Source organism: Pseudomonas sp. S2_B07 (assembly GCF_054668435.1).
In genome coordinates this window covers 1,866,400-1,885,450 of record NZ_CP162769.1, presented here as the reverse complement: position 1 = coordinate 1,885,450, position 19,051 = coordinate 1,866,400, and the positions used below count along the sequence as shown (strand labels likewise).

Annotated in this window: 19 protein-coding genes; all 19 read left to right on the top strand. The window is 59.3% G+C overall.

All coding sequences use genetic code 11. The annotated features are described in order from the left end of the window. Nucleotides 1-40 precede the first annotated feature (40 nt). The 19 genes from AB4N43_RS08795 to AB4N43_RS08705 all read left to right on the top strand — a co-directional run bounded on the left by AB4N43_RS08795 (nucleotide 41) and on the right by AB4N43_RS08705 (nucleotide 19,033). The gene (locus tag AB4N43_RS08795) at nucleotides 41-967 is read left to right on the top strand and encodes a ketoacyl-ACP synthase III (protein ID WP_027922344.1); all 927 of its coding nucleotides are present in this window, start codon (nucleotides 41-43) and stop codon (nucleotides 965-967) included. 96 nt (nucleotides 968-1,063) lie between these two features. After that, nucleotides 1,064-2,356, top strand: a complete 1,293-nt coding sequence (locus AB4N43_RS08790; protein WP_027922345.1) for a motility associated factor glycosyltransferase family protein — start codon at nucleotides 1,064-1,066, stop codon at nucleotides 2,354-2,356. Further along, complete coding sequence (locus tag AB4N43_RS08785) at nucleotides 2,353-2,622, top strand: hypothetical protein (RefSeq protein ID WP_027922346.1); 270 nt, start codon at nucleotides 2,353-2,355, stop codon at nucleotides 2,620-2,622. Before AB4N43_RS08790 ends, AB4N43_RS08785 begins: the two co-directional genes overlap by 4 nt. Before the next feature lie 254 nt (nucleotides 2,623-2,876). Continuing rightward, nucleotides 2,877-3,728, top strand: coding sequence for a flagellin domain-containing protein (locus AB4N43_RS08780; RefSeq protein WP_027922347.1), 852 nt, complete (start codon nucleotides 2,877-2,879; stop codon nucleotides 3,726-3,728). Nucleotides 3,729-3,802: 74 nt separating this feature from the next. Beyond that, nucleotides 3,803-4,168 carry a flagellar protein FlaG gene (locus AB4N43_RS08775; protein ID WP_027922348.1) on the top strand — a complete coding sequence of 122 codons (366 nt, stop codon included), beginning with the start codon at nucleotides 3,803-3,805 and terminating at the stop codon, nucleotides 4,166-4,168. Nucleotides 4,169-4,250: 82 nt separating this feature from the next. After that, entirely contained in the window at nucleotides 4,251-5,657 is a 1,407-nt protein-coding gene (gene fliD, locus AB4N43_RS08770) for a flagellar filament capping protein FliD (RefSeq protein ID WP_027922349.1), read from the top strand. Between the two features lie 128 nt (nucleotides 5,658-5,785). Continuing rightward, the gene (gene fliS, locus AB4N43_RS08765; protein WP_027922350.1) at nucleotides 5,786-6,181 is read left to right on the top strand and encodes a flagellar export chaperone FliS; all 396 of its coding nucleotides are present in this window, start codon (nucleotides 5,786-5,788) and stop codon (nucleotides 6,179-6,181) included. 10 nt (nucleotides 6,182-6,191) lie between these two features. Then, a complete protein-coding gene (locus AB4N43_RS08760) occupies nucleotides 6,192-6,488 on the top strand; it encodes a hypothetical protein (RefSeq protein ID WP_008044601.1) in 297 nt (98 codons plus the stop codon). Nucleotides 6,489-6,662: 174 nt separating this feature from the next. Beyond that, nucleotides 6,663-8,138, top strand: a complete 1,476-nt coding sequence (locus AB4N43_RS08755; RefSeq protein ID WP_027922351.1) for a sigma-54 dependent transcriptional regulator — start codon at nucleotides 6,663-6,665, stop codon at nucleotides 8,136-8,138. 127 nt (nucleotides 8,139-8,265) lie between these two features. Next, nucleotides 8,266-9,471: a sensor histidine kinase gene (locus tag AB4N43_RS08750; protein ID WP_460153779.1), complete on the top strand. Its 1,206-nt coding sequence runs from the start codon at nucleotides 8,266-8,268 to the stop codon at nucleotides 9,469-9,471. Between the two features lie 5 nt (nucleotides 9,472-9,476). Next, the gene (locus tag AB4N43_RS08745) at nucleotides 9,477-10,862 is read left to right on the top strand and encodes a sigma-54-dependent transcriptional regulator (RefSeq protein ID WP_027922353.1); all 1,386 of its coding nucleotides are present in this window, start codon (nucleotides 9,477-9,479) and stop codon (nucleotides 10,860-10,862) included. 171 nt (nucleotides 10,863-11,033) lie between these two features. After that, entirely contained in the window at nucleotides 11,034-11,363 is a 330-nt protein-coding gene (gene fliE, locus AB4N43_RS08740) for a flagellar hook-basal body complex protein FliE (RefSeq protein ID WP_008072611.1), read from the top strand. 14 nt (nucleotides 11,364-11,377) lie between these two features. Then, nucleotides 11,378-13,165, top strand: a complete 1,788-nt coding sequence (fliF, locus tag AB4N43_RS08735) for a flagellar basal-body MS-ring/collar protein FliF (RefSeq protein ID WP_059181381.1) — start codon at nucleotides 11,378-11,380, stop codon at nucleotides 13,163-13,165. Beyond that, nucleotides 13,158-14,177 (top strand): flagellar motor switch protein FliG, encoded by a 1,020-nt coding sequence (gene fliG / locus AB4N43_RS08730; protein WP_007894195.1) that lies wholly within the window; start codon nucleotides 13,158-13,160, stop codon nucleotides 14,175-14,177. Before fliF ends, fliG begins: the two co-directional genes overlap by 8 nt. A gap of 7 nt (nucleotides 14,178-14,184) precedes the next feature. Beyond that, nucleotides 14,185-14,994, top strand: a complete 810-nt coding sequence (gene fliH, locus AB4N43_RS08725; RefSeq protein ID WP_027922355.1) for a flagellar assembly protein FliH — start codon at nucleotides 14,185-14,187, stop codon at nucleotides 14,992-14,994. Continuing rightward, nucleotides 14,984-16,342 carry a flagellar protein export ATPase FliI gene (gene fliI / locus AB4N43_RS08720; protein ID WP_027922356.1) on the top strand — a complete coding sequence of 453 codons (1,359 nt, stop codon included), beginning with the start codon at nucleotides 14,984-14,986 and terminating at the stop codon, nucleotides 16,340-16,342. Before fliH ends, fliI begins: the two co-directional genes overlap by 11 nt. A 6-nt stretch (nucleotides 16,343-16,348) precedes the next feature. Then, nucleotides 16,349-16,798, top strand: coding sequence for a flagellar export protein FliJ (gene fliJ, locus AB4N43_RS08715; protein ID WP_027922357.1), 450 nt, complete (start codon nucleotides 16,349-16,351; stop codon nucleotides 16,796-16,798). Nucleotides 16,799-17,012: 214 nt separating this feature from the next. Next, nucleotides 17,013-17,324: an STAS domain-containing protein gene (locus AB4N43_RS08710; RefSeq protein WP_027922358.1), complete on the top strand. Its 312-nt coding sequence runs from the start codon at nucleotides 17,013-17,015 to the stop codon at nucleotides 17,322-17,324. Nucleotides 17,325-17,329: 5 nt separating this feature from the next. Continuing rightward, the gene (locus AB4N43_RS08705) at nucleotides 17,330-19,033 is read left to right on the top strand and encodes an ATP-binding SpoIIE family protein phosphatase (RefSeq protein ID WP_027922359.1); all 1,704 of its coding nucleotides are present in this window, start codon (nucleotides 17,330-17,332) and stop codon (nucleotides 19,031-19,033) included. The last annotated feature ends 18 nt before the right edge of the window (nucleotides 19,034-19,051 follow it).

Below are 19,051 nucleotides of genomic sequence, written 5' to 3'. Positions count from 1 at the left end.
CGAGCGGTGGTATTGGGCTGTTTATTATTGGGAAGCCGTAATGATTGGCATAAAAAGCATTGCGAGCTACGTTCCTGTAGCCGGCATAGACAATTACGCACAAGGTGCAAAATTCGAGAAGGATGAAGAATTCATCCTTGGCAAGATCGGTTCCGCTTTCCTGCCGCGCAAAGACGATGGGCAAGAAACCTCGGACCTGTGCGTCGAAGCAGCCAATGCGCTGTTCGCCAATAATCCTGATTTGAAACGTGAAGCGGTCGATGTGCTGATCGTGGTCACCCAGAACGGTGACGAAGAAGGCCTGCCACACACCGCGGCCATCGTTCAGGACAAACTCGGTCTGCCCACCACCGTGGCGGCGTTCGATATTTCCCTGGGCTGCTCCGGCTACGTCTATGGCATCTACGCAATCAAGGGCTTCATGGAAGCCGCCGGCCTGAAGAATGGCCTGCTGATCACGGCCGATCCATATTCCAAGATCGTCGACCCCGAAGACCGCAACACCACCATGCTGTTCGGCGATGCCGCCACCGCCACCTGGATGGGCGAAAACGCTCCATGGCAGTTGGGCAAGGCCAAGTTTGGCACCGACGGTTCCGGCGCGCCTCACCTGAAAGTGACCGATGGCGTGTTCTTCATGAACGGTCGTCAGGTGTTCAACTTTGCGTTGCTCAAAGTCCCGGCGCATTTGCATGAGCTGCTGGCCGATTCGCAACTGACGGCTGACGATGTCGATGCGTTCTGCATTCACCAGGGCAGTGCGGCCATTGTCGATGCCGTGGCACGGCGCTTCGAAGGCGAGCCGGAGAAGTTCCTCAAGGACATGGTCGAGACCGGCAATACCGTGTCGTCGAGCATTCCATTGCTGCTGGAAAAGCACGTACTGGATTCCAGCTGGAAGCGTGTAGCGCTGAGTGGTTTCGGCGTTGGTTTGTCGTGGGGCTCGGCGATCATCTATCGCCCTTGACGGCGACGCTTCAGTCAAAGAAAGCCAGACACAAAAAAAGCGCTCAAGGTGTAATCTTGAGCGCTATTTTTTTGCCCGGACAATAAGCGAGGCGGCATGAGCGAGTTCTTTGAGCACAACGTCGATGTCATCCAGCAGCGCTGGCCGGCATTGGCTGTGCGCTTGCTGGTGGAAGACACGAGCCTGTTGCAGGCGGATCTGGTGGAAGGCCTGGGCTCGACGTTGAGCATCAACGGCATTCAGTTGACCAGCCGCCATGATCGCAGCCGCGAGGCCAGGGTCCAGGCTGACAGCTTGCCGCTCGACAGCCCGGTGCTGCATGTTTACGGCACCGGTCTTGGCGATCTGCAAACGGCGTTGCTTGAGCGCATCGGGCTTGAGCGCTTGTACGTGCACATCCTCAACGGTGCGGTGTTCAACCTGGTGCTGCAATTGCTTGATCAGCAGCCGTGGCTCAGCGATCCGCGAGTCGAGCTGCTGTATGCCGGTGATCTTGCGGAAATCAAGCTGCCGTTTTTTGCCTTGCCGTCTGAACTGGTCCTGGCCGATGACTTCAGTGCGAAGATTCGTGATCGCCTGATCAGCGAAACTCACCTGGCCTTCAACAACCGAGAGTTCGACCCGCAGTCGCCCGAAATTATCGAGCGCATGCAAGCGTGTCTGGCGCTGGTGCAAACCGATCCTGACGTGACCGAATTATTCGCTACCCGTCCCGGCCAGGAGGTGTTCGTCATTGCCACCGGCCCGAGCCTGGAACAGCATTTCGAGACATTGCGCGTCATTCGCAGCCAGGCTGAGCGGCCGTTGTTCATCTGCGTCGACACCGCTTTTCGCCCATTGCTCAAGCATGGCATCCGTCCCGACGTGGTGGTCAGCATCGACCAGCGCATTTCAGCCCGGCACTTGCCGCCGGAAGACACGGCCGACATCACGCTGGTGTACATGCCCATGCTCGATCCATTGGTGCTCGAAGCCTGGCAAGGGACACGTCATTGCAGTTACTCCGCCAGTCCGATCTACCAGTCGTTGCGTGCGCAATTGCCCAGGGGCGAGTTGTATGTCGGCGGTAGCGTGATTCACCCGGCCGCCGACCTGGCGGTGAAGATGGGCGCAACGCAAATCACTTTGTTCGGTGCCGACTTCGCCTTCCCTGGCGACAAGACCCACGCAGGCTGGAACGACGGCGACCTGGGACCGCAACTGGGCGCCGCCAAACACTGGGTGCTGGATGGTCACGGGCAGCGCATCAAGACTCAGCTCAATTTCCGCAGCTATTTGTGTGAGCTGGAGCGGTTTATCGCCGGCCATCCGCAGGTGCGCTTCTATAACAGCAGTCGGGCAGGGGCGATGATCGCCGGAACCGTTTTTCATCCGGAGATCGCCTCATGAGTGCTCGTGAATCTTTTATTGCCGAAGCACAGCACTGCGCCACCTTGTTCCGTCTGGGGCGCGATGTAGAAGCGGGGCTGGCGATGACCGAGCTGGTTGGTGCGGTTCACCCGACGTTCGATACCAAGGCGCAGGACGTACAGCAGCAATGGGCGTTTGTGCTCGGTCAGATGTTTGCGTGTCAGGAAGCACAGAACTGGCTCGCCCTGGCAGATTATCTGGAGTACGAACTGGTCGAGTTGCTGACCGACAGCCTGTCCCTTTAAGCAATTTTTCTTCTGTCGGTGCAGGCGAGTCCTCGCCAATCCCGTCGCCGACAGTTCCCTGACGTCAGCTTTTCGTTGTTATCACGCTGCCAACCCCTTGATTTACAGGGGGTGGCAACGTGATGGCAAATATTTTTGAAAATCCCCTAAAGCAAGTTGCATTGGCGACGATAACTATTACGAAGGTTCTCTAGGCCATACCCGGCGGTTGCCAGGGCCGGAAGCCGCAGTACCCAACCAACGAGGAATTCGTCATGGCTTTAACAGTAAACACCAACGTCACATCGTTGAACGTTCAGAAGAACCTCAACCGTGCTTCCGACGCTCTGTCGACTTCGATGTCTCGCCTGTCTTCCGGCCTGAAAATCAACAGCGCTAAAGACGACGCCGCCGGCCTGCAAATCGCTACCCGTATGACCTCGCAAATCCGCGGTCAGACCATGGCTATCAAAAACGCCAACGACGGTATCTCGATCGCTCAGACCGCTGAAGGCGCGATGCAGGAATCGACCAACATTCTGCAGCGTATGCGTGAACTGGCTGTTCAGGCACGAAACGACTCGAACGGTACTCAAGACCGCGTCGCGCTGAACAAAGAATTCGCGGCAATGTCGGACGAACTGACTCGTATCGCCAAGTCGACCAACCTGAACGGCAAAAACCTGATCGACGGTACTGCTGGCACCATGACCTTCCAGGTCGGTTCCAACACCGGTTCGGCTAACCAGATCACTCTGACCCTGGCTTCCGGCTTCGACGCCGTAACCCTGTCTGTTGACTCGGCTACCCTGCAGATCACTGGTAACAGCTCGGCAACTGCTCAGGCTTCGTTCTCTGCTGCAATCACCAAGATCGACGTGGCTCTGCAAACCATCAACACCAGCCGTGCCGACCTGGGTGCTGCACAAAACCGTCTGACCAGCACCATCTCCAACCTGCAGAACATCAACGAAAACGCCGCCGCTGCACTGGGTCGCGTACAAGATACCGACTTCGCTGCTGAAACTGCACAGCTGACCAAGCAACAAACTCTGCAACAAGCTTCCACCGCAGTTCTGGCTCAGGCCAACCAACTGCCATCCGCTGTACTGAAACTGCTTCAGTAATAGCTGATTGAGTTTTGGCGAGGGGTGTGCGCTGGTCGTGCCCTCTCGCTTTTTTACTTTTAGAGGTGATGGACATGGATATGAGCGTGAAGCTGAACTTGTCTTATCCGGCGGCCAAGCACGCGACTCCGGTTGCCGACAAGGCTGCGGAAAAGCCTCAAGCGGCGCCCGCGAAAGTGGTCGACGTCAAGGACGCGCGCAAGACGGCTCAAACTGAACAGGACAAGCTGAAAATGGCGGTCCAGGAAATTGAAAAATTCGTTCAGTCGGTCAAGCGTAACCTGGAGTTCTCGATCGATGAGCCTTCAGGGCAAGTCGTGGTGAAAGTCATTGCCAGTGAGTCGGGTGAGGTGGTTCGCCAGATCCCCAACGAAGAAGTCTTGAAACTGGCCAATAGTTTGAATGATGCAAGCAGCTTGTTGTTCAGCGCGAAAGCCTGACAGCTGGCACGAATTTTGTTGCTATGTTCTTTTGGGCGTTGTAGTGGTCAAAAGACCGGCGACACACTGAAGGGAGTTCCACATGGCAAGTCCAATTTTACCGGGCACGGGTTTAGGTTCAGGCCTTGATACCGGTGCTATCGTCAAAGCCTTGGTCAACGCTGACAAAGCGGCCAAACAAGGTCAGATCGACCGTGGGACCACGACCAACACGGCGAGCATCTCCGGGATTGGTACGCTGAAGTCGCTGCTGGCCACGTTCCAGAAAGCACTCACCGATCTGGGCAGCACCACCACCCCTCAGTTCACGGGTTATTCGGCAACGTCCTCCGACCCCAAAGTACTGACTTCCACGTCCAGCAACACCGCTGTTGCCGGCAATTACGTGGTCAAAGTCACCAGTCTGGCTACCTCCTCGAAAGTCGCCTCTGCGGCCTTTGCTGGCGGCGCGACCAGTCCGATCACGGCAGGCACGCTGACCATCACCCAGAACGGCACCAGCTATCCGGTGACCGTCGGTGCGGGCGCCACGTTGCAATCGGTGCGTGATTCGATCAACAGCCAGTACCAGGCCAGCGGCCTGAGTGCCAACATCGTGACCGACAGCTTCGGTTCGCGCCTGGTGTTGGGTTCGACCACGACGGGTGCAGGTTCCGATATCTCCGCGACCGGTATCCCCGAGCTGACCATCGACGGCACAGCCCCTATGGCGGCCGTACCGACCGCCACTTCTTCGGGTGCGATTGGCGGCCTGGCGGCGGATGCGGTGTTCTCGGTGGATGGCCTGGCGATGACCAGCAAGTCCAACACCGTCGACAAGACGATCTCTGGCTTGAGCCTGGTCCTGACCGGCGCCGGTACATCGACCGTTAACGTTGCGACCAACAACGATGGTCTGAAGGCATCGATCCAGAAGTTTGTCGACGCCTACAACGCCGTTGCCAACGCGGTGACGTCCTTGACCAAGCCGTCCCTGGACGACGATGGCAAGCCGACTGTCTCGGCTGCGCTGACCGGTGACCCGTTGCCGCGCTCGCTGTTGGCTGCTATTCGTGGGCCGTTGTCCCAGACCGGTGCCGGCGACAAGCTGACCGTGCTCTCGCAGTTGGGGATCACCACGGACCAAAAGACCGGTGCGTTGAACTTCGACGGCACCAAGTTCACTGCTGCGATGAACGACAAGAAGCTCGGTGGCGAAGTCCAGACCCTGTTTACCGGCACCAACGGTCTGCTCGAACGCATGAACAATGTGATCAAGCCGTACACCGATACCGGTGGCATTCTCGACACTCGCACCACCAACCTGAATGTAACCAAAACCAAGCTGACGGCTGATCAGGCTGCCTTGGATCGTCGGGTCGAAACACTGACCGCTGTACTGACCAAAAAGTACAACGACATGGATACCCTCGTCGGTAAGTTGAAGGCAACCGCCAGCAACATCACCGGAATGTTCGAGGCCATGGCCGCGCAGCAGAAGAACTCGTAACACGCAAAACGCCAAAAGCCCGGCAGCGTTTTCAAGCGCTCCGGGCTTTTTGCATTTGAATCTAAAGTTTTTTGACGCGTTGTCGATACACTGGTTAGACGAACTACAGAATTTTGATGAGGTACAACATGAATCCAATGTTAGCCCTTCGCCAATACCAGAAGATTGGCGCTCAAGCGCAAACTTCCGAAGCCAGCCCTCATCGACTGGTACAGATGCTGATGGAAGGTGGTCTGGACCGTATTGCCCAGGCCAAAGGCGCCATGGAGCGTAAAGACATTCCTAACAAGGGTGTTTTGATCGGCAAGGCCATCGGCATCATCGGTGGTTTGCGTGAAGGTCTGGACCTTGAGAACTCCATCGAAACCGTCGGTGAGCTCGACAATCTCTATGCCTACATGATGAAGCGCCTGGCTGAAGCCAACATCAAGACTGACCCGAAGATTCTCGACGAAGTCGCTGATTTGCTTCGTACAGTCAAAGACGGTTGGGATGGTATTGCCGCACCGGGTCCGCAGTTTTAAGGAGATCACCATGAGTCTTGTATTGCAGCGAATCGAACACACCCGCGACGCCCTGGTCGGTGCATTGGCCGAGCGCAATTGGGAAGCCATCGGTGAGTTGGATCTGGCGTGCCGATCCTGCATGGAAGACGTTTTGAGTGAGGCTTCGGTGGACGAGGCCGCGTTGCGCGACAACCTTGAGGAGTTGCTGGGGGTCTACAAGCAGCTGCTTGAAGCCGCGACGGGGGAGAGGCAAGCGATAGTCGACGAGATGTCGCAGATCCATCAAGCACAGAACGCGGCAAAGGTTTACCATCTGTTTGGTTAATTAATCCTCGGTTAATCCAAACATAGTGCGCCATAAATTTGACTGTGCACGGTTTTTTGACTTAACTAGTGGCTGGTTACAGATTTCAGGCGTGTACAGGCAGAATGTGTCTGCAAGCGTCTAGCTTGCCCCATCATTTTTGGGCATTGAGTTGACTAGGGAAGTTGCTATTGCATGTGGCGTGAAACCAAAATTCTGCTGATTGATGACGATAGCGTCCGCCGCCGCGACCTGGCGGTGATTTTAAATTTTCTCGGTGAAGAAAATTTACCCTGCGGAAGCCATGACTGGCAGCAGGCTGTCGGCTCTTTGTCATCAAGTCGTGAAGTAATCTGCGTCCTGATCGGGACGGTCAATGCTCCTGGCGCACTTACGGGCTTGTTAAAGACACTCGCAACCTGGGATGAGTTCCTTCCGGTTTTGTTAATGGGCGATAATTCTTCCGTTGACCTGCCAGAAGACCAGCGTCGCCGAGTGCTTTCGACCCTCGAAATGCCGCCCAGCTACAGCAAATTGCTCGACTCCCTGCACCGTGCCCAGGTCTATCGCGAGATGTACGACCAGGCCCGCGAACGCGGTCGTCACCGTGAACCCAATCTGTTCCGCAGCCTTGTCGGCACCAGCCGGGCGATTCAACACGTCCGTCAGATGATGCAGCAAGTGGCCGACACCGACGCCAGCGTGCTGATTCTTGGTGAGTCCGGTACTGGCAAGGAAGTGGTTGCGCGCAACTTGCACTACCACTCCAAGCGTCGTGACGCGCCGTTCGTTCCGGTCAACTGCGGGGCGATCCCGGCCGAGTTGCTGGAAAGCGAATTGTTCGGCCACGAGAAGGGCGCCTTCACCGGGGCGATCACCAGCCGTGCAGGGCGTTTCGAACTGGCCAACGGCGGTACGCTGTTCCTTGATGAAATCGGCGACATGCCGCTGCCGATGCAAGTCAAGCTGCTGCGCGTGCTTCAGGAGCGTACGTTCGAGCGCGTGGGCAGCAACAAGACCCAAAGCGTCGACGTGCGCATCATTGCCGCGACTCACAAGAATCTCGAAAGCATGATCGAGATCGGCACCTTCCGCGAAGACTTGTACTATCGCCTGAACGTGTTCCCGATCGAGATGGCGCCATTGCGCGAGCGCGTCGAAGACATCCCGTTGCTGATGAACGAGTTGATTTCGCGCATGGAGCACGAGAAGCGCGGCTCGATTCGTTTCAACTCGGCAGCGATCATGTCGCTGTGCCGTCACGGCTGGCCGGGCAACGTTCGCGAACTCGCCAACCTGGTGGAGCGCATGGCGATCATGCACCCGTACGGAGTGATCGGCGTGGTCGAGTTGCCGAAGAAATTCCGCTACGTCGACGACGAAGACGAGCAACTGGTCGACAGCCTGCGCAGCGATCTGGAAGAGCGGGTGGCCATCAACGGTCACACCCCGGACTTCACCGCCAACGCCATGCTGCCGCCCGAAGGCCTGGACCTGAAGGACTACCTCGGTGGTCTGGAACAGGGTCTGATTCAGCAGGCGCTGGATGATGCCAATGGCATTGTCGCGCGTGCCGCCGAACGCCTGCGGATTCGGCGCACCACGCTGGTGGAAAAGATGCGCAAGTACGGCATGAGCCGTCGCGATGGAGATGAACAGGCGGAGGATTGACGCCTGTTTTTCAAGTCCTTCATTTTTCGGTGGTTTTTTTTAGGCACGGGTATTGCTACATCCCTCGCAACGTTCCGTTTAACTGACGGTCAGCCAGCGAGAGAGCACGATGCCCCAAGCCGCCCAGATGTCTCCTGTCCCAGACGCTTCGGGACAACCGTCGTCCGTAGAGCAGGCAAGCCGGCTTGGCCTTGAGCAGGCGTTTGCGCTGTTCAGCCAGATGTCGAGTCAGCTGACCGATTCCTACAGCATGCTTGAAGCCCGGGTCACCGAGCTCAAGGGCGAGTTGGCGGTGGTCAGTGCCCAGCGCATGCAAGAGCTGGCGGAAAAAGAACGCCTGGCCAATCGTCTGCAAAATCTCCTCGACCTGTTGCCCGGTGGTGTCATCGTCATCGATGCCCAAGGCATCGTGCGTGAAGCCAATCCGGCAGCGTGTGAATTGCTCGGGCTGCCGCTCGAAGGCGAACTCTGGCGTCACGTCATCGCCCGATGCTTCGCGCCTCGCAAGGACGACGGTCACGAAATCTCGCTCAAGGACGGTCGGCGACTTTCGATCGCCACTCGCTCGCTGGACGCCGAGCCGGGTCAATTGGTGCTGCTTAACGACCTGACTGAAACCCGTCATCTGCAAGATCAACTGGCTCGCCACGAACGCTTGTCTTCCCTGGGGCGAATGGTTGCCTCGCTGGCGCATCAGATTCGCACGCCGTTGTCGGCCGCATTGCTGTACGCCAGTCACTTGACCGAGCAGGAACTGCCGGTCGCTACACAGCAGCGGTTTGCCGGTCGCCTGAAAGAGCGTCTGCATGAGCTGGAGCATCAGGTTCGCGACATGCTGGTGTTTGCTCGCGGCGAGTTGCCACTGACCGATCGCGTCACGCCCAAGCAACTGATGCAATCGCTGCAAGCGGCGGCACTGACGCAGGTCCAGGACCTGCCCGTGCGTTGGCAGTGCGACAGTCATGCTGGCGAGTTGCTGTGCAACCGCGACACGCTGATCGGGGCGATCCTCAACCTGATCGAGAATGCAATCCAGGCGAGTGCCGGTGATGTCCGTTTGAAGGTTCACTTGTACACCCGCGAGGAGAGCCTGCGCGTGTGCGTCAGCGACAGCGGCAGTGGTATCGACAGCACGGTGCTGGCGCGTCTGGGTGAGCCGTTTTTTACCACCAAGACCACCGGAACCGGCCTGGGCCTGACCGTGGTCAAGGCCGTGGCCCGTGCGCATCAGGGCGAATTGCAACTGCGCTCGCGGCCGGGGCGTGGCACCTGTGCGCAGGTGGTCCTGCCGCTTTTTTCGGGTGACAAGTCCGGCGCTCAGGGAGCGGAATGAAAGGCATGGCAATCAAGGTTCTACTGGTCGAGGATGACCGCGCGCTACGCGAGGCGCTGGCCGATACGCTGATGCTGGCGGGGCACGATTTCAAGGCAGTCGGTTCGGCCGAGGACGCGCTGGCGGCAGTCGCCGTCGAGGCGTTCAATCTGGTGATCAGCGACGTCAATATGCCGGGCATGGACGGGCATCAGTTGCTTGGCTTGCTGCGATCGCGTCAGCCGCAACTGCCGGTATTGCTGATGACCGCTCATGGCGCCGTCGAGCGCGCAGTCGATGCGATGCGCCAGGGCGCTGCGGACTATCTGGTCAAGCCGTTCGAACCGAAGGCCTTGCTGGATTTGGTCGCGCGTCACGCGTTGGGCAATCTCGGTACGGCCGAGGGCGAAGGTCCGGTGGCGTTCGAGCCGGCCAGCGCGCAATTGCTGGAGTTGGCCGCCCGAGTGGCGCGCAGTGATTCCACGGTATTGATCTCTGGCGAGTCCGGCACTGGTAAGGAAGTGCTGGCCCGCTACATTCACCAGCATTCCCACCGCGCCAGTCAGCCGTTTATTGCGATCAACTGCGCCGCGATCCCCGACAACATGCTCGAAGCCACGTTGTTCGGCCATGAAAAGGGTTCGTTCACCGGTGCCATCGCAGCGCAGGCGGGCAAGTTCGAGCAAGCCGACGGCGGCACCATTCTGCTCGACGAAATCTCCGAAATGCCCCTTGGGCTGCAGGCCAAGCTGCTGCGGGTTTTGCAGGAGCGTGAAGTCGAGCGCGTTGGCGCACGCAAAACCATCACCCTGGACATTCGGGTCGTTGCCACGACCAACCGTGATCTGGCCGGTGAAGTGGCGGCGGGGCGTTTTCGTGAAGACCTTTACTATCGACTGTCGGTGTTTCCGCTGGCCTGGCGTCCGCTGCGCGAGCGCACCGCCGACATCCTGCCGTTGGCCGAGCGACTGCTGGCCAAGCACGTCAATAAAATGAAGCACGCGGCGGCGAAACTGTCGCCCGAGGCGCAGGCGTGCCTGATCGGCTATCCGTGGCCGGGCAATGTGCGTGAGCTGGACAATGCGATCCAGCGTGCGTTGATTCTGCAGCAGGGTGGTTTGATCCAGCCGCAGGATTTCTGCCTGTCGGGGCCGGTGGCCTGTGCGCCGTTGCCGACGTTGGCAGCCGCACCGTTGCGAGCAGTCGAGGTGGATGCTGAGTCGGCTGGCGCATTGGGCGATGACCTGCGGCGTCGGGAATTCCAGATGATCATCGATACCCTGCGTTCCGAGCGCGGTCGTCGCAAAGAGGCCGCCGAGCGCCTGGGCATCAGCCCGCGCACCTTGCGCTACAAGCTGGCGCAGATGCGTGACGCCGGCATGGACGTGGAAGCGTACCTGTTCGCCACCTGACCCCTGTGGCAGCCGGACGGAGGCTTCGCCAGCTGCTAAATAGTGCGTTATGGCTTGAATAGGGGAGCGCTTTTGTTTGCAGTGGCCACGGAGCTGGCACCCTTGTTGCTAACACCTCAGTACCCGCCGAGTGAGTGTCAAAAAATTGCGGGTCGCCAACGAGAGTAGATCATGAGCCAAGGTATTGAATTTAATCGGTTGATGCTGGATATGCGCTCCATGCAAATGGATGCCATGTCTGCGCCGAAATCGACTGCCGCAGTCCCTGAATTGGGTGGCAGCAGCTTTTCCGACATGCTCGGTCAGGCCGTCAATAAAGTGAACGACACTCAGCAGGCATCCAATCAGCTGGCCAGTGCCTTCGAAATCGGCAAAAGCGGCGTTGACCTGACGGACGTGATGATTTCCTCGCAGAAGGCCAGCGTGTCTTTCCAGGCGTTGACGCAAGTGCGCAACAAACTGGTTCAGGCTTACCAAGACATCATGCAGATGCCGGTTTAAGGACGAATTGAGTCATGGCAGAAGCAGTCGCCGATAACGTTCCGGCCAAGGCCACCCCAATAGACGGCAAACCGCCGCTGTTCGGGTTGTCCTTCCTGGAAAACCTCTCCGAGATGACCATGTTGCGTCAGGTAGGCCTGTTGGTCGGCCTGGCTGCGAGCGTGGCGATTGGTTTTGCCGTGGTGCTGTGGTCGCAGCAGCCGGACTACCGGCCTCTGTACGGCAGCCTTGCCGGTATGGATGCCAAGCAGGTCATGGACACCCTGGCCTCCGCCGATATTCCTTACACCGTTGAACCGAACTCCGGTGCCTTGTTGGTCAAGGCCGATGATTTGTCCCGTGCACGACTGAAACTCGCGGCGGCTGGTGTCACTCCCAGCGACGGCAACATCGGTTTTGAAATCCTCGACAAGGACCAGGGTCTGGGGACCAGCCAGTTCATGGAAGCGACCCGTTATCGTCGCGGCCTCGAAGGCGAACTGGCGCGGACCATTTCCAGCCTGAACAACGTCAAGGGTGCCCGCGTGCACCTGGCGATTCCGAAAAGCTCGGTGTTCGTGCGTGATGAACGCAAGCCAAGCGCTTCGGTACTGGTTGAGCTGTATTCCGGTCGTTCGCTGGAACCGGGCCAGGTGATCGCGATCATCAACCTGGTCGCGACCAGTGTTCCTGAACTGAGCAAATCGCAGATCACCGTCGTCGACCAGAAGGGCAACCTGCTGTCGGATCAGGCGGAGAACTCCGAACTGACCATGGCCGGCAAGCAATTCGATTACAGCCGCCGCATGGAAACCATGCTGACCCAGCGCGTGCACAACATCCTGCAACCGGTGCTGGGCAACGATCGCTATAAAGCCGAAGTGTCTGCCGATGTTGATTTCAGCGCCGTCGAGTCGACCTCCGAGCAGTTCAACCCGGATCAGCCGGCGTTGCGCAGCGAGCAGTCGGTCAATGAACAACGCACCGCCAGCAATGGCCCGCAAGGTGTGCCGGGGGCCTTGAGCAACCAGCCACCGTCGCCAGCCTCGGCACCGCAAACCACCGGCGGCTCGACGGCCTCGGCCGGCATGGTGCAGCCAGGCCAGCCGTTGATCGATGCCAACGGTCAACAAATCATGGACCCGGCCACCGGTCAGCCAATGCTGGCGCCGTACCCGGCGGACAAGCGTCAACAATCCACCAAGAACTTCGAACTCGACCGTTCCATCAGCCACACCAAGCAACAGCAGGGCCGATTGAATCGCCTGTCGGTGTCGGTGGTGGTCGACGATCAGGTCAAGGTCAACGCGGCTAACGGCGAAACCACCCGTGCGCCGTGGAGCGCCGACGAATTGGCGCGCTTCACTCGCCTGGTGCAGGACGCGGTCGGTTTCGACGCCAGCCGTGGCGACAGCGTCAGCGTGATCAACATGCCGTTCTCCGCAGAACGCGGTGAAGTGATTGCCGACATTCCGTTCTACTCGCAGCCGTGGTTCTGGGACATCGTCAAGCAAGTGCTGGGCGTGTTGTTCATCCTGGTGCTGGTGTTCGGTGTGCTGCGTCCGGTGCTCAACAACATCACCGGTGGCGGCAAAGGCAAGCAACTGGCCGGCATCGGCAGCGACGTCGAGTTGGGTGGCATGGGCGGCCTGGACGGCGAACTGGCCAACGACCGCGTCAGCCTCGGCGGCCCGCAAAGCATCCTGCTGCCGAGCCCGAGCGAAGGCTATGACGCACAGTTGAATGCAATCAAGAGTCTGGTGGCAGAAGACCCGGGTCGCGTGGCCCAGGTCGTGAAAGAGTGGATTAACGCAGATGAGTGATAACCGAGCCGTTGCCGCCAAACTGACCAAGGTCGACAAAGCCGCGATCCTGCTGCTGTCCCTCGGTTCGACCGATGCTGCCCAGGTGTTGCGCCACATGGGGCCTAAAGAGGTCCAGCGCGTGGGTGTAGCGATGGCCCAGATGGGCAACGTGCACCGCGAGCAGGTCGAACAGGTCATGAGCGAGTTCGTCGACATCGTCGGCGACCAGACCAGCCTGGGCGTCGGTTCCGACGACTACGTGCGCAAAATGCTCACTCAGGCATTGGGCGAAGACAAGGCCAACGGCCTGATCGACCGTATCCTGCTGGGTGGCAACACCAGCGGCCTCGACAGCCTGAAGTGGATGGAACCGCGCGCCGTCGCCGACGTGATCCGTTACGAGCACCCACAGATCCAGGCCATCGTGGTCGCGTACCTTGACCCGGATCAGGCCGGCGAAGTGCTCGGCAACTTCGACCACAAGGTACGCCTGGACATCATTTTGCGAGTCTCCTCGCTGAACACTGTGCAGCCAGCGGCCCTGAAAGAACTCAACCAGATTCTCGAGAAGCAGTTCTCCGGCAACTCGAATGCCTCGCGCACCACCCTGGGTGGCATCAAGCGTGCGGCCGACATCATGAACTTCCTCGACAGCTCGATCGAAGGTCAACTGATGGACTCGATCCGCGAAGTCGACGAAGACCTGTCCGGTCAGATCGAAGACCTCATGTTCGTGTTCAACAACCTGTCCGATGTCGACGACCGCGGGATTCAGGCGTTGCTGCGCGAAGTGTCTTCCGACGTGCTGGTGCTGGCCCTCAAGGGTTCGGACGAAGGCGTCAAGGAAAAGATCTTCAAGAACATGTCCAAACGGGCGGCCGAACTGTTGCGCGACGACCTCGAGGCCAAAGGCCCGGTGCGCGTCAGCGACGTGGAAACCGCGCAGAAAGAAATCCTCACCATTGCCCGCCGTATGGCCGAAGCCGGAGAAATCGTTCTCGGCGGGAAGGGCGGCGAAGAGATGATCTAAGGTCACTATGTCGTCCAAACATGATGAGTCCCAGACCGACCTGATTCGCGGCAAGCACGTTGCCGGTTTCGACGTCTGGGCGCTGCCCAGTTTCGACCCTTTCGTCCCGGAACCCGAGCCAGAACCTGAGCCCGAGCCGCCGGAGATGGAAGAAGTGCCGCTGGACGAAGTCCAGCCACTGACCCTCGAAGAACTCGAAGCGATTCGCCAGGAAGCCTACAACGAAGGCTTCGCGGTGGGCGAGAAAGAAGGATTCCACAGCACCACGCTCAAGGTTCGTCAGGAAGCCGAAGCAGCGTTGGCGCCGAAGATTGCCGGTCTTGAGCAGCTGATGGTCAACCTGTTCGAGCCTATCGCCGAGCAGGACACCTTCATTGAGAAGTCCCTGGTCGACCTCGTGCAGCACATCACCAAACAAGTGATTCAGCGCGAACTGGCCATCGACTCGACACAGATCGAACACGTCATGCGTGAAGCGCTCAAGCTGCTGCCGTTGGGCGTGGGCAATGTGCGCCTGTACATCAATCCGCAGGACTTCGAACAAGTCAAAGCCCTGCGCGAGCGCCACGAAGAAACCTGGCGCATCGTCGAAGACGAGTCGCTGTTACCTGGCGGTTGCCGGGTTGAAACCGAACACAGCCGTATCGACGCCACCGTCGAAACCCGCGTCGCCCAGGTCATGGCCAAACTGTTCGATCAGTTGCACGATCAGGCGTTGCATCCGTCTGCGCCGGATCTGCATCTGGAACTGCCGGTCGATGAAAAGCCTGCTGTCGCGCCGGTCGACGCGGAACTGGACGTCCCTGATGCGCCTTGACCGCACCAGCTTCGCCAAACGCCTGGGCGGTTACGCCGAGGCCACTGAACTGGCTGGCGCGCCGATCCTTGAAGGCCGCTTGCTGCGCATGGTCGGCCTGACCCTCGAAGCCGAAGGCTTGCGCGCCGCCATGGGCAGTCGCTGCATGGTCATCAACGACGACAGCTACCACCCGGTGCAAGTCGAAGCCGAAGTGATGGGCTTCTCCGGCAGCAAAGTCTTCCTGATGCCCGTCGGCAGCGTCGCGGGTATTGCGCCCGGTGCCCGTGTGGTCCCGCTGGCCGATACCGGTCGTTTGCCAATGGGCATGAGCATGCTCGGTCGGGTGCTTGATGGCGCCGGTCGTGCGCTGGACGGCAAGGGCGGGATGAAAGCCGAAGACTGGGTGCCGATGGACGGCCCCACCATCAACCCGCTCAAGCGCGAACCGATCAGCGAACCGCTGGATGTCGGCATTCGTACGATCAACGGGTTGTTGACGGTCGGTCGCGGTCAGCGGCTCGGGCTGTTCGCCGGTACCGGTGTCGGTAAATCGGTGTTGCTGGGCATGATGACGCGCTTCACCGAAGCCGACATTATCGTCGTCGGGCTGATCGGTGAGCGGGGTCGAGAAGTTAAAGAATTCATCGAGCACATTCTCGGTGAAGAAGGGCTCAAGCGTTCCGTGGTCGTGGCGTCGCCGGCGGACGATGCGCCGCTGATGCGTCTGCGCGCGGCGATGTACTGCACGCGTATCGCCGAATATTTTCGCGACAAGGGCAAGAACGTCCTGTTGCTCATGGATTCCCTGACCCGTTTCGCCCAGGCCCAGCGGGAAATCGCGCTGGCCATCGGCGAACCGCCCGCCACCAAGGGCTACCCGCCGTCGGTGTTCGCCAAGTTGCCCAGACTGGTGGAGCGCGCCGGTAACGCCGAGAAGGGCGGTGGTTCGATCACGGCGTTCTACACCGTGTTGTCCGAAGGTGATGACCAGCAGGACCCGATTGCCGATGCTGCGCGAGGCGTGCTCGACGGCCACATTGTGTTGTCCCGGCGTCTGGCCGAAGAAGGTCACTACCCGGCCATCGACATCGAAGCGTCCATCAGCCGGGTCATGCCGTCGGTGGTCAGTCCGGAACACATGGCTCGCGCGCAGATGTTCAAGCAGTACTGGTCACGCTATCAGCAGAGTCGCGATTTGATCAGCGTCGGCGCGTACGTGCCGGGCGGTGATCGTGAAACCGACACCGCGATCTCCCTCCAGCCAGCCATGGTCACTTACCTGCGTCAGGGTTTGAACGACAACATCGGCATGGGCGCCAGCGTCAACCATCTCGCGTCCATCTTCGCTCCTGCCGCGGGCGGCTAACCGGCCATGGCACTGAGCCGAGCCGCGCGCCTGGCGCCCGTGGTGGACATGGCCGAAAAGGCCGAGAAAGCCGCAGTCATGCGCCTCGGGCATTTTCAGGGTCAGGTGCGAGTGGCGGAAAGCAAGCTCGCCGACCTTGAAGCCTTCCGCCTCGAATACCAGGAACAATGGATCGTGCGCGGCAGCAGTGGCGTTTCCGGCCAGTGGTTGCTGGGGTATCAGGGCTTCCTGGCGCAACTCGGTACGGCCATCGATCAGCAGCGGCAGAGCCTGAACTGGCACCAAAACAACCTGAACAAGGCGCGCGATACCTGGCAGCAGGCGTTTGCCCGTGTCGAAGGCCTGCGAAAACTTGTACAGCGCTACATGGACGAGGCACGGCAGCTGGAAGACAAGCGTGAGCAGAAATTGCTCGATGAGTTGTCGCAGCGCTTGCCCAGACAGGATCCGTATTGAATCAGTGGTTCCGTGTCATCGTTCTTCTCGGGCAAGCCACGCTCCCACAGGTCTTGTGTTGATCGTATTTGCTTTGCACGACACGAATCCTGTGCGAGCGAGGCTTGCCCGCGAAGGCGTACTCGAAGACACTGCAAACTATCAATCTTGCTCCCCTTCCAACCAAGTGCTAAACCTTGTACAGCACGTTAGCCAATGACAGGGAAGCCGTTAAATGTCAGTCAATGCAGAAGTCTCCCAGGATGGGAAAAAGCTCACGATTTCGATCAAGGGGCGATTCGATTTCGCCAAGCACCAGGAATTTCGTGAGTCGTACGAGCGTCACAATGGCGGAAAAATGCCGAATTCGGTCGTGGTTGACTTAAAAGAAGCGACCTACCTCGACAGCTCCGCGCTGGGCATGTTGCTACTGTTGCGGGATCACGCCGGGGGTGACAACTCCGACATTCGCGTGGTCAACAGCAATTCGGACGTGAGAAAGATCCTCGCCATCTCCAATTTCGACAAGCTGTTCAACGTCACTTGACTGCCATGCAGTCGCTCGAACCCCTGACGATCCTCATCGCCGAAGACAGCGCGGCCGATCGCATGCTGCTGTCGAGCATTGTCCGCCGCCAGGGCCATAACGTGCTGACGGCCGCCAATGGTGCCGAGGCGGTCGAAACGTTTCGTCAGCAGCAACCGCACCTGGTGTTGATGGACGCGATGATGCCGGTGATGGACGGTTTCGAGGCGGCACGGCAAATCAAGCTGCTCGCCGGGGAAACCCTGGTGCCGATCATCTTCCTGACCTCGCTCACCGAAAGCGAAGCCCTGGCCCGATGCCTGGAGGCTGGCGGCGACGACTTTCTGGCAAAGCCTTATAACCCAGTGATCCTCGCCGCCAAGATCAAGGCGATGGATCGCTTGCGTCGCTTGCAGGCCACGGTGTTGCAGCAGCGCGACCTGATCGGCAGGCATCATGACTATTTGCTCAATGAGCAGCGGGTGGCCAAGGCGGTTTTCGACAAGGTCGCGCATTCCGGCTGCCTGAATGCACCGAATATCCGCTACCTGCAATCGCCTTATGCGCTGTTCAACGGTGATCTGCTGCTGGCTGCCTTTACCCCGGCGGGCGACATGCACGTGCTGCTGGGGGATTTCACCGGCCATGGTTTACCCGCGGCCGTGGGCGCCATGCCCCTGGCCGAAGTCTTCTATGGCATGACCGCCAAGGGTTACGGCCTGTCCGAAACCCTGCGCGAGATGAACGCCAAGCTCAAACGCATCTTGCCGGTGGACATGTTCTGCTGCGCAACCTTGCTGTGCCTGAGCTTTCAGCGACGCTCGGTGGAGGTCTGGAATGGCGGAATGCCGGATGGGTATCTGCATTCCATCGCCACGGGTGAACGCAAGCCGCTGACGGCCCGTCACTTGCCACTGGGCGTGCTGAGCCCGCAAACGTTCAATGACCGCACCGAAGTGTTCCCGATGGCTGTCGGGGACCGAGTGTTCCTGTTGTCCGACGGGGTCATCGATACGTGCGATGGCAATGAGCAGTTGTTTGGTGTGGACCGGTTGCAGCAGGTGTTTGCAGCCAATCGTCAACCTGACGCATTGTTTGGGGAAATCAAGCAGGCGCTGCGCAATTTTGGCGGTGAGGCCCGGGATGATGTGAGCATGGTCGAGGTCAGCCTGCTGGAGGCGACGCAACTGACGCCGCCGGCGCTGGTGTACTCCGACAGTGGCCAGTCCTGTCCACTGGACTGGTCGGTGAATTTCGAGTTTCGCGCCGAGACCCTCAAACGCTTTAATCCGCTGCCGTACCTTTTGCAGTTACTGCTTGAGGTCCACGGGTTGCGGGCTCAAAGCGGCGCGCTCTACAGTGTGCTCGCCGAGCTGTACTCCAATGCGCTGGAGCACGGCGTGCTGGGGCTGGACTCAAGCCTCAAGCGCGATGCGTCGGGTTTTGCACGCTATTACCAGCTACGCAATGAGCGGTTGGAGGGATTGCAGGACGGTTTTGTGCGGGTGCATTTGCAGGTGACGCCAGAAGGCAAGGGCGGTTGCCTGGTCGTTCGGGTTGAAGACAGCGGCAAGGGATTTGACGTGGCGCGTGTGCTGGAACGCCCCCTGGATGGCGTCCGTTTGTCGGGACGTGGTGTCAGTCTTGTCCGCCAGTTGGGCCGTAACGCCAGTTGGTCTGACGAGGGTCGTTGCGCACGCGTGGAGTTTTCCTGGGAGGCTCTGGCATAATTCACCCATTCTTGATCA

Coding starts and splice junctions, on each gene's coding strand:
- AB4N43_RS08795 (WP_027922344.1), top strand. CDS start 41: ATGATTGGCATAAAAAGCATTGCGAGCTACGTTCCTGTAGCCGGCATA.
- AB4N43_RS08745 (WP_027922353.1), top strand. CDS start 9,477: ATGGCAATCAAGGTTCTACTGGTCGAGGATGACCGCGCGCTACGCGAG.
- AB4N43_RS08760 (WP_008044601.1), top strand. CDS start 6,192: ATGAGTCTTGTATTGCAGCGAATCGAACACACCCGCGACGCCCTGGTC.
- fliS (WP_027922350.1), top strand. CDS start 5,786: ATGAATCCAATGTTAGCCCTTCGCCAATACCAGAAGATTGGCGCTCAA.
- AB4N43_RS08705 (WP_027922359.1), top strand. CDS start 17,330: ATGCAGTCGCTCGAACCCCTGACGATCCTCATCGCCGAAGACAGCGCG.
- fliJ (WP_027922357.1), top strand. CDS start 16,349: ATGGCACTGAGCCGAGCCGCGCGCCTGGCGCCCGTGGTGGACATGGCC.
- AB4N43_RS08775 (WP_027922348.1), top strand. CDS start 3,803: ATGGATATGAGCGTGAAGCTGAACTTGTCTTATCCGGCGGCCAAGCAC.
- fliG (WP_007894195.1), top strand. CDS start 13,158: ATGAGTGATAACCGAGCCGTTGCCGCCAAACTGACCAAGGTCGACAAA.
- fliD (WP_027922349.1), top strand. CDS start 4,251: ATGGCAAGTCCAATTTTACCGGGCACGGGTTTAGGTTCAGGCCTTGAT.
- fliH (WP_027922355.1), top strand. CDS start 14,185: ATGTCGTCCAAACATGATGAGTCCCAGACCGACCTGATTCGCGGCAAG.
- AB4N43_RS08780 (WP_027922347.1), top strand. CDS start 2,877: ATGGCTTTAACAGTAAACACCAACGTCACATCGTTGAACGTTCAGAAG.
- AB4N43_RS08755 (WP_027922351.1), top strand. CDS start 6,663: ATGTGGCGTGAAACCAAAATTCTGCTGATTGATGACGATAGCGTCCGC.
- AB4N43_RS08790 (WP_027922345.1), top strand. CDS start 1,064: ATGAGCGAGTTCTTTGAGCACAACGTCGATGTCATCCAGCAGCGCTGG.
- AB4N43_RS08710 (WP_027922358.1), top strand. CDS start 17,013: ATGTCAGTCAATGCAGAAGTCTCCCAGGATGGGAAAAAGCTCACGATT.
- AB4N43_RS08750 (WP_460153779.1), top strand. CDS start 8,266: ATGTCTCCTGTCCCAGACGCTTCGGGACAACCGTCGTCCGTAGAGCAG.
- fliE (WP_008072611.1), top strand. CDS start 11,034: ATGAGCCAAGGTATTGAATTTAATCGGTTGATGCTGGATATGCGCTCC.
- fliF (WP_059181381.1), top strand. CDS start 11,378: ATGGCAGAAGCAGTCGCCGATAACGTTCCGGCCAAGGCCACCCCAATA.
- fliI (WP_027922356.1), top strand. CDS start 14,984: ATGCGCCTTGACCGCACCAGCTTCGCCAAACGCCTGGGCGGTTACGCC.
- AB4N43_RS08785 (WP_027922346.1), top strand. CDS start 2,353: ATGAGTGCTCGTGAATCTTTTATTGCCGAAGCACAGCACTGCGCCACC.